The following is a 12816-nucleotide window of genomic DNA, read 5'->3' on the forward strand; positions in this document are numbered from 1 at the left end:
GCGAGCATTGCTCGCCGGCCCTTTTATTGGCCGAATTGCAGGCTATGGGTTGGTCGTGGATCTTTATCTTCCCATCGCCGAAATGTCCGTGAACGCGCTCGTCATCATCGGGCTGGGCGCGCTTGTCGGCTTTCTGTCCGGCATGTTCGGCGTGGGCGGCGGGTTTCTCACCACGCCGCTGCTCATCTTCTACGGCATTCCGCCGGCGATTGCGGTCGCCTCGTCCGCCACGCAGGTCACGGGCTCCAGCGTGTCTGGCGCCTACAGCTATTTCCGCCGAGGGCAGGTGGACGTGAAGATGGGGGCCGTGCTGGTGTCCGGCGGCCTGATGGGCTCCGTGCTCGGTTCCTTCCTGTTCCGCTGGCTGAAATCGCTGGGGCAGATCGATGTCACCATCGGCCTCATCTATGTGCTCTTCCTGGGCACGATCGGCGCCCTGATGCTGAAGGAGGCGCTCGCCGCGCTGAAGGCGCAGCGCGCAGGTCACGCCCCGCCCCGGCGCGGCCGGCGGCACCACCCGCTGGTGGCCGCGCTGCCGATGAAGATGCGCTTCCCCCGGTCGGGCATCTACATCTCGCCGCTGGCCCCCTTCCTCGTCGGGGCGGGTGTCGGCGTCCTCACCGTGATCATGGGCGTGGGCGGCGGCTTCATCATGGTGCCCGCCATGCTCTATCTGCTCGGCATGGCGGCGGGCGTGGTGGTGGGCACCAGCCTGTTCCAGATCCTGTTCGTCACTGCGGCCGCCACACTGCTGCACGCCACGCAATCGCAGACGGTGGATATCCTGCTCGCCGCCCTGCTGCTGGTGGGCGGTGTCGTCGGCGCCCAGCTCGGTGCGCGTGCGGCGATGCGGCTGCCGCCTGAAAAACTGCGCCTGTTCCTCGCCCTGCTCGTCCTCGCCGTCGCGATCCGCCTCGCCATCGGCCTCACCTGGACTCCGAAGGAGCTTTTCTCCATCCAGACGGCGCTGGCATGAAGTGGCTGGCCGCCCTGCTGTTGCTGCTGGCGGGCGCCGCTCAGGCGCAGCAGCCCCGGCTGGTGACGGATCTGTCGCAAAGCCGCATCGACATCTCCTACCGCTTTGCCGGCGCGGAACTGCTGATCTTCGGCGCGATCCAGTATCCGGGCGGCGTCGTTCCAACCGACCCGCCGGGAATCGCGGTCATCCTGCGCGGCCCGGTGGAACCGATCACCGTGCGGAAAAAGGCGCGGATCGCGGGCATCTGGGTCAACACCGAAGCGCTGCGCTTCGAATCCGCCCCCGGCTATTACGCCGTCGCCACCACGAAACCGGTGCGCGACCTGCTGGATGAACGCAACGCCGCCATCTACGAAATCGGCCTGCGCCACCTGCAACTGTCCCCCGCGACGGCGACGGACGCCGAAACGACGGGCCGGTTCCAGGAAGGGCTGGTGAAGCTCAGGGTCAGCGAGGGGCTGTTCGTGGAACAACCCTATGGCGTGCAGGTCACGGACCGCATCCTCTATCGTGCCCGGCTTCCGATCCCGTCCGCCGTGCCGGTCGGCAACTATCAGGCCGAAATCTATCTCATCAGCGACGGCCGGGTGCGCGCCCGATCGACCGCACCCGTCATCATCGACAAGACCGGCTTCGAACGAAGCCTCTATGTGTTCGCGCAGGACCATGGCTTCCTCTACGGGCTGTTCGCCGTCGCGCTCGCCGTCGCCATGGGGGTCGCAGCAGGCCAGATCGGCCGCCGCGCCTAAGCCGTCGCGCCCAGTCCGTCACGGTTGCCTGCCGCCGCGCAGCACCCTAGGTCTTGGCGATGGACTCGCCAGCCCCGCTCGCCCCGCCCCGCAAGCACCTTAAGGATTATGCCCCGCCGGGCTGGCTGGTGCCCGATATGGCGCTCCGGTTCGAGCTGGATCCGGATCGCACCCTTGTCCATGCGCGGCTGAATGTGCAGCGCAACGGCCGCCATCCGGCGCCGCTGAAACTCGATGGAGAGGATCTCGAGCTTCTGTCGCTCAAGGTGGACGGCGTCAGCCGGCCCGCCAACACCACGCCGGAGGGCCTGCTGCTTGAGATCGAGGGCGACGAGGCCGTTATCGAAACGACCGTCGCCATCCATCCGGCGGGCAACAGCCGGCTGATGGGCCTCTACAGTTCCGGCGGCAACCTCTGCACCCAGTGCGAGGCCGAAGGCTTCCGCCGGATCACCTTTTTCCCCGACAGGCCCGATGTCCTCACCCGCTACCATGTCCGGCTGGAGGCGGATGCCGCGCACTATCCGGTGCTGCTGGCGAACGGCAACCCCGGCGCGACCGGTCCGCTGCCCGGCGGCCGCCACTTCGCCGAATGGGATGATCCCTTCCCCAAGCCCAGCTATCTGTTCGCGCTGGTGGCGGGCGACCTGTCACCGCTCAGGGACAGCTTCACCACCTGCTCCGGCCGGACGGTGGATCTGGCGATCTGGGTGGACCGGGCAGACGTGTCGCGCTGCCGGCACGCGATGGACAGCCTGAAAGCCAGCATGACCTTCGACGAACAGGTCTATGGCCGGGAATATGATCTGGATGTGTTCAACATCGTGGCCGTGCAGGATTTCAACTTCGGCGCGATGGAAAACAAGGGCCTCAACATCTTCAACGCCAAATATGTGCTGGCCGACCCGGATACCGCGACGGACTGGGACCATGACGCGATCGCGGCCATCGTGGCGCATGAATATTTCCACAACTGGTCCGGCAACCGCGTCACCTGCCGGGATTGGTTCCAGCTCAGCCTGAAGGAAGGCTTCACCGTCTTCCGCGATCAGCAGTTCTCGGCCCATATCGGCTCGGCGGCGGTCAAGCGGATCGAAAGCGTGCGCCAGCTGCGCGCCAGCCAGTTCCCGGAAGACGAAGGTCCGCTCGCGCACCCCGTCAGGCCCGACAGCTATGCCGAGATCTCCAACTTCTACACCGCCACCGTCTACGACAAGGGCGCCGAGCTGATCCGGATGATGGCGACGCGGCTGGGCCCGGACAGGTTCCGTGCCGCGACCGACCGCTATTTCGAGCGCAATGACGGCACCGCGGCCACGGTCGAGGACTTCCTGGCCGCCCTCGCGGCGGAGGGGCTGGAATCCGATCTCTTCCGCCGCTGGTACGAACAGCCGGGCACGCCACGCGTCACCGTGGAATCGACGCATGATGCGCAGGCCGGCAGGCTCAACCTCGTGCTTCGCCAGTCGAACCCCAAGGCGCCGGGTGCGCCGCCCCTGCCCATTCCCCTGCGCCTCGCCGCCTTCGCGCACGACGGCCGGAAGCTGGCGCAGCTTGACGACCTGCTGCTGACGGACACCGAAACCTGCCTGTCCCTCGAAGGCATCACACAGGCTCCGATCCTGTCGCTGAACCGGGGTTTCGCCGCCCCCATCCTTGTGGAACCCGCCCCCGCCCGTGCGGATCTGCTGATCCTTGCCGCGCACGAGGACGACAGCTTCGCCCGCTACGAAGCGGTGCAGCAGTTGATGCTCTCCGCGCTCACGGCATCGGCTGCCAGCGGATCGCCGCAGGGGCATCAGGATGTCGTGAACGCAGCCGCCGCCCTGCTCGCCACGGCCGGGCAGGATCCGGCCTTCGTTGCCGAGGCGCTGCTGCTGCCAGGCGAGGCGCTGATCGGGGATCACATGCCCAGCGTCGACCCGGAGGCGATCCACGCCGCCCGCGAGGGCCTGCGCCGCAGCCTGCTGTCCGCCCTGCGCGAACCGCTGTGGACAGCCTGGCACGACTGCGATGCGCCATCGGATCAGAGCCCGCGGGCGAAGGGCATTCGCCGCCTGAAGGGCATCCTCCTGTCGCTGCTGCTGGCGGACGACGACCATGAGGCGACCGCCGCCGCCTTCCTCCAGTTCACCGGCGCCACAGGCATGACCGACAGGATGTCGGCGCTCACCGCCCTGTCCCATTCCAACGCGGTGGAACGGATCGAGGCGCTGAAACTGTTCGAACGGCGCTACGATGCACGGCCCGAAGTGCTCGACAAATGGTTCCTGGCCCAGGCAACCTCAACCCGCCCCGACACGCGCGCGGTAGTGGAACATCTTGCCACGCACCCGCGCTTCGATCCGCGCAACCCCAATCGGCTGCGGGCGCTGGTGCTGGGTTTCGCCATGAACCAGACACGCTTCCACGACCGCGCGGGCGCGGGCTATGCCCTGCTCGGCCGCCATGTGCTGGCGGCGGACCGGATCAACCCGCAATCCGCTGCGCGGCTTGTCCAGCCGCTCGCCCGCTGGCGGCGGCTGACCGCCCCCTGGGGGCCGCTGATGAAGGCGGAACTTGAACGGATCGCCGGCACGCCGGGTCTCTCGCGCGACCTCGCCGAAGTCACCACCACAAGCCTCGCCTGAAAGCCGCCCGATGCGCCGCACCAGCCTCCTCCCCCTGCTTGCCGCAGCCCTCGTGGCGGCCTCCCCGGCCGTCTTCGCCGCAAGCGAGCGCCCGGCCCCTGTTCCCGCGCCTGGTGCGCCCCGGCTGCAGGCCCCGGCCCCCCTCTCCGAACTCGTCCGCAGCGTCGACATCCCCTACGAGCAGTTCACGCTGGCCAACGGCCTGCGCGTGATCGTGCACACCGATCGCAAGGCGCCCATCGTCTCGGTCAATGTCTGGTACCATGTGGGCTCCGTCGACGAACCGAAGGGCCGCTCGGGCTTTGCCCATCTGTTCGAGCACATCATGTTCCGGGGCTCGGAACACAGCCGGGTCGATCACTTCAAGCCGCTTGAGGAAGCGGGCGGCAGCCAGTTCAACGGCACCACCGATTTCAACCGCACCAACTATTTCCAGACCGTGCCGACGCCCGCGCTGGATCTCGCCCTGTTCCTGGAATCCGATCGGATGGGCTGGCTTCTGCCGGCCATCGACACGAAGGTGCTCGAGTCCGAACGCGAAATCGTGCTGAACGAAAAGCGGGACGGCGAAAACCAGCCCGGCGGGCTGATGTTCCCGGCGCTGCTCGCCGCGCTCTATCCGGCCGATCACCCCTATTCGATCCCCGCCATCGGCCGGGAACCCGATCTCCGCGCCGCGTCCGTCGAGGATGCGAAGCGCTGGTTCCGCACCCATTATGGCCCCAACAATGCCGTGCTGGTGCTGGCCGGTGACATCGATGCCGCCACTGCGCGCCCGATGGTCGAAAAATGGTTCGGCCAGATCCCGCCAGGCCCCACCCCCGCCCGTTTCGCAAGCCCGGTGCCCGTGCGCCCCGGCCCGACGCGCCAGACGCTGGCCGACAAGGTGGCGACTGTGCAGCTGATCCGGGCCTGGCCCCTGCCCGGGCAGGACACGCCCGGGCTGGCGGCGCTCGAAGTGGGCCTTGCCACCCTGGGCGGCGGCCCCACCTCCCTCCTCTATGACCGGCTGGTCCGCCGCGAGCGCCTTGCCGTCGGCGTCTCCGCCTCCGTCTATGGCTGGGAAGGCGCAAGCCTCGCGCTGATCGGGGCCGATGTGCGGCCCGGCGTGGATCCGGCGGTGGTTGAAAAGCGCATCGACGAACTTCTGGCCGAATGGAAGGCCAGCGGCCCCAGCGCGGACGAACTTGCGCGCATCGCCACCCGCTCCGTCAGCGGAACGATCCGAGCGCTCGAACAGGTGGGCGGCTTCGGCGGCAAGGGGCAGACCCTGGCGGAAGGCGCGGTCTTCGCCGGCGACCCGGCCGATTACAAGCGCCAGCTGGCCGAAATCGCGACCGCCACGCCCGAATCCGTGAAGGCCGCCGCTGCCCGCTGGCTGACGCCGAACGACCATCGCATCACGCTGGTCCCGGGGGATCGCAACCCGACCCGCATCGATGCCCCCCAGGCCGAACGGATCATTGCCGAAGCCGCGCGCCCGCCCGCGCCCGGATTCCGGCCGCAGGGCATCCCGGCAGACCGCAGCAGGGGCGCGCCGGCCGCCGGGGAGATCACCCGGCTCGCCACGGCGAAGATCGAGCGGGCGACATTGTCCAACGGGATGAAGGTGCAACTGGTCGCCAATCCGGCGGTGCCCGTGGTGCGGATCCAGCTCGCGCTCGATGGCGGCGTCTCCGCCGACAGCGCCGACAGGCCCGGAACCCAGCGGCTGATGCTGGGCCTGCTGCGCGAAGGCACGAACGGCGCCCTCGGCCCCCTTGACGGACCCGAAATCGCGCGCCGGCTCGAACGGCTGGGGGCGTCCGTCTCGGCCTCCGCCGCGCTCGACAGGACGCGCATCACCCTGAATGCGCTCGCGCCCAACCTGGCCCCTTCGCTGCAGCTGTTCGCCGACATCGTGCAGGCGCCGGCCTTCCCGGAAGACCAGCTTGAACGCATCCGCGCGCAGGTGCTGGCGGATCTCGCCAACGAAGCCACCGAACCCGGCGGAATCGCCCTGCGCGCCGCGCCGCCGCTGATCTATGGGCCGGATCACCCCTATGGGCGCAGCTTCAACGGCAACGGCACGCCGGAGGGGGTGAAGGCCGTGACCCGCGCGGACCTTTCCGCCTTCCATTCGGCCCTGCTGCAGCCGGCAGACTCCATGCTGTTCGTGGTCGGCGACACCAGCATGGCCGCCATCCTCCCGCTGCTGGAACAGCATTTCGGCCGCATCAGGGCCGCCGCGCCGCCGCTTCCGCTGGTGAAGGCGGCCACGCCCGCGCCGCAGGCAGCCGGCCGGATCGTCCTCTACGATCGGCCGGGGGCGCCGCAGGCCTTCATACTCGCCGGTGCGCCGCTGCCGCTCACCGGGCGGGACGACATCCTGCCGCTGACGCTCGCGAACGACGTGTTTGGCGGCCTGGCGACCAGCCGCCTCAACCGCCTCCTGCGAGAGGAGAAGGGCTGGTCCTACGGCGCGTCCTCCTCTGCCGCGCCCACACGGGGCAACATGCCCTTCCTGCTGACGGCTCCGGTCGACAGCGCCCGCGCAGGGGACTCGATCGCCGCCATCCGCGGCCTGCTGGCGGAATTCCGAGGCGCCCGCCCGCCCGAAGCTTCGGAAGTGGACCGCGCACGGGCCGCTTCCGTCCGCAGCCTGCCCGCCGAGTTCGAGACGGGAGGCGCCATCCTTGCCGCCATGGAACGCGCCGTGGTGCTGAACCGGCCGGACGACTACCTGACGACCCTGCCCGAAAGGATCGACAGGGTTCCGCTGGATGCCGTGCGCGCCGCTCCGATGCCGGCGGCCGGGGATCTGGTGTTCATCGTCGTGGGGGACCGCGCAACCATCGAGCCGCAGCTCAAAACGCTTGGCCTGCCCGTCGAAATTCGCAGCCTCCCCTAAAGCCGTAGCTTGCCGCCCGCCCCCCATCCCGGTGCATTGGCCCCCTGAAGGAGAGGACTATGGCCAGCAAGCTTTCGCGCGCCGATTTCGAAGCCGCGCTCGTCACCACCCATCTGCCGACGCTCGCCGTCTGCGTGGCGCAGGCGAGCGGCGACCTGTCGCTGCTCGATCTGGGCACCCCCGTCTATGATTTCTTCGGCGACGGCATGGGCGACTTCCCGGAAGACGTGCAGGCAAGGATCCGCGCAGAGGCGGACCGCATCCTGTGGCCGATCCTCAGCGGAGAGGCCGGCATGGCCGCGCCGCCAACCGATGCCGAAGTCAGCCGCATGATCAGCTGGATCGCCGGCGGCGAGGTTCCGGCCCACTATCTGCCCTTCCTGCTGGATGAGCTCGCGCTGGACGGACAGGATCGCAAGGCCCCCGCCCCCATCGAAGCGCCGCGCAGGCTTTCGGCGCTGATCGTCGGCGCGGGCATGTCGGGCCTTCTCGCCGCGCACCGGCTGCGGCAGGCGGGCGTCGATGTCACCATCATCGAGGCGAACGAGGATGTCGGCGGAACCTGGCTCCTGAACCGCTACCCCGGCGTCCGGGTGGACACTCCCAACCACCTCTACAGCTACTCCTTCGAGCCGAATCACGACTGGCCCGAATTCTACAGCCAGGGCGAGGTTCTGCTGCAGTATTTCCAGCGGTTCGCCACGCAGCACGGCCTGCGCGAGCTCACCCGGTTCAACACCCGCGTGGAAGAGGCCCGGTGGGACAATGCACGCGGCAAATGGGCGGTGCAGACTTCGGCGGGCCCCATGGAGGCGGACATGCTGATCTCAGCCGTCGGCCAGCTGAACGAGCCGCGCTATCCCGACATTCCCGGCATCGACAGCTTCCAGGGCCCGGCCTTCCATTCGGCCCGCTGGCGGCATGATGTGGACCTGAAGGACAAGCGCGTCGCGGTGATCGGCACCGGCGCTTCCGCCTTCCAGTTCGTGCCGGAAATCGCCCCGCAGGTCGCCCATATGGATGTGTTCCAGCGCACCCCGCCCTGGCTCGGCCCGACGGACAATTACCACGACCCCGTGCCCGAAGCCTTCCAGTGGGCAGTGGAACATATCCCCAACTACGACAAATGGTACCGCTTCTGGCTGTTCTGGATGCTGACGGACGGGGTGATCCCGAATGTCCGCGCGGAAGAAGGCTGGAATGGCCCTGAAGGCACAATCGGCGCCGCCAATGCCGAGCTGCGCGCGGCGCTGGTGGAAAAGATCGGGGAACAGGTGAAGCAGAAGCCGCACCTGCTGGATCATGTGATCCCGAAATACCCGTTCGGCGGCAAGCGGTCCCTGCGCGACAACGGTGTCTGGCTGAAGGCGCTGCAGCGCGACAATGTCGACCTCGTGACCGAAGGCATCGACCACATCGAGGCCGACGCCATCGTGACAGCCGACGGCCGGCGCCACCCGGCCGACGTGCTGATCTACGGAACCGGTTTCCATGCCTCGGACTTCCTGCGCAGCTTCCGCGTGAAGGGGGTGGACGGCAAGGATCTGCACGAGACATGGGCCGGCGACGCGCGCGCCTATCTGGGCATGTTGGTGCCCGGCTTCCCCAATTTCTTCATGATCTATGGCCCCAACACCAACATCGTGGTCAACGGCTCCATCATCTTCTTCTCGGAATGCGCCGTGAACTACATCGCCGAAACGGCGCGATTGATCGCGGCCCAGGGGCCGGTTACTGTCCGCGCGGATGTCCACGACGCCTTCAACGCGAAGGTGGATGCGGAGAATGCGAAGATGGCCTGGGGGCAGCAGGGCTTCACCAGCTGGTACAAGAACGCCACAGGCCGCGTCAGCCAGAACTGGCCCTTCGCGCTCGTCGATTACTGGCAGGCGACCCGCGCGCCCGACCCGAAGGACCTGGAGCCGGTGACGCCCGAAAAAGCCAGAGCGGCCTGACGTCTTGCGAAGCGCAGCCCATCCGGAGCCCCATGCCGCGGACCGGATCGGATGGCTGCGCGCCGCCGTGCTGGGCGCCAACGACGGCATCCTTTCAACCGCAGGCCTCGTGATCGGCGTCGCCGGCGCCGGCACGGGGCGGAGCGAGATCCTGCTGGCGGGAATCGCCGGGCTGGTGGCCGGCGCGCTGTCGATGGCGGCCGGCGAATATGTATCCGTCAGCTCCCAGAAGGATGCCGAACGGGCAGACCTCGACCGGGAGGCAGGAGAGCTGGCCACCCAGCCCGAAACGGAGCTGGCGGAACTGACCGCGCTCTACAGGGCGCGGGGGCTGGATCCCGAAACCGCCGCAAAGGCCGCCGAGCAGGCAACCGCGCATGATGCGCTCGCCGCCCATGCCCGGGCCGAACTGGGCATCACGTCCGAAACCGTCGCCCGACCACTACAGGCGGCGCTTGCCTCTGCCGCGACCTTTTCCGCAGGCGCGCTTCTGCCGCTGCTTGCCGTACAACTGGCACCGCAACCGCTGATCGTCGCCACCATCGCCGTTTCCACCCTGCTGTCACTCGCCCTGCTGGGCTGGCTTGGCGCATGGGCGGGCAAGGCCCCGCCCGGCCGGGCGGTTCTCCGCGTCACCTTCTGGGGGGCCGTGGGCATGGCCCTCACCTACGGGATCGGAATGCTGGCCGGTACCACTGTCTGAGCAACGAAAAAGGGCGGGGTTTCCCCCGCCCTTGCATTGCCGTTCGGATCCGGCTCGGATCAGAACTTCGTGCGGAGCGTCAGCCCGAATGTACGCGGTTCGGCGAGGAAGCTGCCGAACAGCGTGGTCGCCGGCGTACCATTGGCAACCGTCTGCGCGATGCTGCCCGAACCCTGCAGCGGCGCGTTGAACGCCACCTGCTGATACTGGGCATTGAACAGGTTCTGCGCCCAGGCCTCCACCTGCCACTTGCGGTCGTTGCCGTTCAGCCCCAGCCGCGCGTTCACCACGAACACCGATTGCTGGCGCTTTTCCGGGAACAGATCGGATCCCGTGTTCACCTCGGATTGCAGCCGATAGTCGAGGTAGACCAGCGCACCCAGATCATCGGTCACAGCCGGCGTCCAGGTGACAGCGGCCGTATGCACCAGCTTCGGCGCGTTCGACATCTGCTGGCCGGGAATGTTCGCCAGCGTCGGCGGCAGGGGCCGCCCGCCCACGCCCACCAGATTTCCGCGATACTTGCTCTCGGCATAGGTCAGGCCCAGGTTCACGGAAACGTCGGGCGCCGGGAACAGCAGCCCTTCCACTTCCACCCCGGTCGAGGTGACGCCGCCCTTCACCCGGTCCGCCGCGCAGGCGCCCGTCGCGGCGCTTCCGTCCTGATCCGCGCCGTTCAGATCGTCGCGGCAGGCCTGGATGTTCTCCACCACGAAGTTCGTGCCGTTGAAGGTGTTCAGCTGGAACTGATCATAGACGGCGCGGAATGCGGCGACATTCAGCTGCACGCTCCGCAGGTCCAGCTTCGCGCCAAGCTCCATGCTCTTCACCGTTTCCGGCTCGAACTTCAGCTGGTCCAGATCGGGCGCCGCCACGTTCAGCGCGGACCGATCCAGGTTGAAGCCGCCCGCCTTGTAGCCCAGCGAATAGCTGGCATAGGTCATCAGCTCTTCGATCGGCTTCCAGCTCAGCACCACGGTGCCCGTCCACTCATCCTCTTTCTTCGACGCGCTGTCGGACAGCGTCAGCGGATTGATCGCGCACGGCGCAGTTGCCAGGCTCGCGAACGCCGGGCTGGACGCGATCGCGGCGCACAGCGTGTTGTTGCCGACAAGGTCGACATCCAGCGTCTTCTTCTCGTTGGTATAGCGCGCGCCCACCGTCAGCTGCAGCGTGTCCGGCACAAGATCGAACACATTGTGCGTGAAGATGGCGAAGTTCCGGCTGCTCTGGGCATAGCGGTCCTCCACGATGCCCCGGCCGTTCAGCGTGTCGCCCGGACGGCCGACTGCGGTCGCCACCGCGTCATAGCCATATTGCCCCGGCACGGCGAAACCGCCCCAGATCGCGACCGGCGTGCGCAGCGCCGCCGGCAGCAGCGGGTTCGTCACGATGGACGCCGCGACCGCACTGTTCACGCAGCCGTTCGACGTGGGCGACAGCAGGCCGTTGATCCCGATGGACGAAGCGGTGGACGAAAGGCTGTTGGCGACCAGGCAGTTCGCATAGCGCATATAGTCCTGACCAAATCTCAGGTCGTCGCTCATGTTCAGCCGCTCATGCGCGTAATAGCCGCCCACCAGCCAGTCCAGCCGGTCGTCGAACGCGCGGCCATTCAGCCGCAGTTCCTGGCTGAATGTGCGGAAGCGGCGGACCTGATTGTCGCGGGACAGGATGTCGAGATTGTTGAAATCCCCGTCCTGGCTGGCCGAGACCTTCCAGTCGCGATAGCCGGTGATGGCGGTGAGGTCGCCGAAACCAAGGTTCCAGTTCAGTTCGCCTGACAGGCCCCAGTCCGTCACGTCGGAGCGGTGGCTGCGGCCGGGCGTGATGGAGGTTTCGCGCGCGAAGGTGTCGTCGGAAATCACGCCACCGAGGCCGCGGATGATGTTCACGATCGGGTTGTTCGCCGTGGTCTGCACATTGCCCTGCGCGTCGCGGAACGCCATCCGGAACGGAAGATAGGTGTTGGCGCAGCACTCCTCGGCCCGCTTCGCGAAATCGCCCGTCACGCGGATCTCAAGATCGTCATTTGGCGTGTACAGAAGCTGCCCGCGCAGCAGCCAGCGGTCGCGGTCGTTCACGGTCCGGCCAGAGATCACATCGGTCAGATAGCCGTCGCGGCGGGTGAACACGCCGTCCAGCCGGTACGCCAGCTTGTCCTCGATCAGCGGGCCGGTGATGCCGCCCGCCAGGCGCCAGTAGTCATAGTTTCCGTAGGTGACTTCGGCCGTGCCTTCGGTCTCGAACTTCGGCTTCGCCGTCACGATGTTGATGAGGCCAGCCGAGGCGTTTCGGCCGAACAGCGTGCCCTGCGGCCCGCGCAGCACCTCGATCCGTTCGATGGCGCCCAGTTCGGTCAGGCCCACGCCCGAACGGCTGCGATAGACGCCGTCGATGAACACCGCGACGGAGGCTTCGAGGCCGGGGTTGTCGCCCACCGTGCCGATGCCGCGGATCCGCGCCACGCCCGCGCCCGCTTCGGACGAGGTGGAACTGACCAGCAGCGACGGGCTGATCTGGTTCAGCTGGCGGATGTCGGTCGCGCCCGAATTCTGCAGGCTTTCCGCAGTCACCGCGCTCACCGCGATCGGAACATCGCTGAGCGCCTGCGCCCGTTTGGTGGCGGTGATGATGATGTCGCCGGCATCAACCGGGCTGACGGGTTCGGCGGTCTGCGCATCCTGCGCATGAACCGGAATGGCGCAGAGCATCGCAGCGGATGCCAGAAGGATGGAACGCATGATGTCTCCCAGGAACTGTGGAATGCAGCCCGGAGCTCCCGCCGGGCGCTTATTGATCGGGCAGCTAGTCTTCGGACAGGCCGGGTTCAACCTTTGCTGTGCTGCACAAGCGCGGTTTGCCGCCGTGCATGTGGCAAAAGCGTCACAAGTCCGCCGTCCGGCCGCC

7 protein-coding genes are annotated in these 12816 nt (G+C 67.7%); 6 read left to right on the forward strand and 1 reads right to left on the reverse strand.

Annotated elements, in window-relative coordinates; genetic code table 11:
• Window positions 1-55: 55 nt before the first annotated feature.
• From ACW9TV_RS02255 to ACW9TV_RS02280, 6 genes are read left to right on the forward strand one after another with little or no spacing between them, the layout of a single operon-like run.
• The gene (locus tag ACW9TV_RS02255; protein ID WP_494304241.1) at window positions 56-976 is read left to right on the forward strand and encodes a sulfite exporter TauE/SafE family protein; all 921 of its coding nucleotides are present in this window, start codon (window positions 56-58) and stop codon (window positions 974-976) included.
• Window positions 973-1728: a TIGR02186 family protein gene (locus tag ACW9TV_RS02260; protein ID WP_494304242.1), complete on the forward strand. Its 756-nt coding sequence runs from the start codon at window positions 973-975 to the stop codon at window positions 1726-1728. The genes ACW9TV_RS02255 and ACW9TV_RS02260 overlap by 4 nt, the downstream gene beginning before the upstream one ends.
• Window positions 1729-1787: 59 nt before the next feature.
• Window positions 1788-4358, forward strand: a complete 2571-nt coding sequence (pepN, locus tag ACW9TV_RS02265) for an aminopeptidase N (protein ID WP_494304243.1) — start codon at window positions 1788-1790, stop codon at window positions 4356-4358.
• Between the two features lie 10 nt (window positions 4359-4368).
• Window positions 4369-7248 carry a M16 family metallopeptidase gene (locus ACW9TV_RS02270; RefSeq protein WP_494304244.1) on the forward strand — a complete coding sequence of 960 codons (2880 nt, stop codon included), beginning with the start codon at window positions 4369-4371 and terminating at the stop codon, window positions 7246-7248.
• Between the two features lie 59 nt (window positions 7249-7307).
• Entirely contained in the window at window positions 7308-9203 is a 1896-nt protein-coding gene (locus ACW9TV_RS02275) for an NAD(P)-binding domain-containing protein (RefSeq protein WP_494304245.1), read from the forward strand.
• 4 nt (window positions 9204-9207) lie between these two features.
• On the forward strand, window positions 9208-9906 hold the full coding sequence (locus tag ACW9TV_RS02280) for a VIT1/CCC1 transporter family protein (protein WP_494304246.1): 699 nt from the start codon (window positions 9208-9210) through the stop codon (window positions 9904-9906).
• Window positions 9907-9965: 59 nt separating this feature from the next.
• Here the strand turns inward: ACW9TV_RS02280 and ACW9TV_RS02285 are convergent, their stop codons facing one another.
• Complete coding sequence (locus tag ACW9TV_RS02285; RefSeq protein WP_494304247.1) at window positions 9966-12650, reverse strand: TonB-dependent receptor; 2685 nt, start codon at window positions 12648-12650, stop codon at window positions 9966-9968.
• Window positions 12651-12816 lie beyond the last annotated feature (166 nt).

This window comes from Sandaracinobacter sp. T42 (assembly GCF_059115405.1).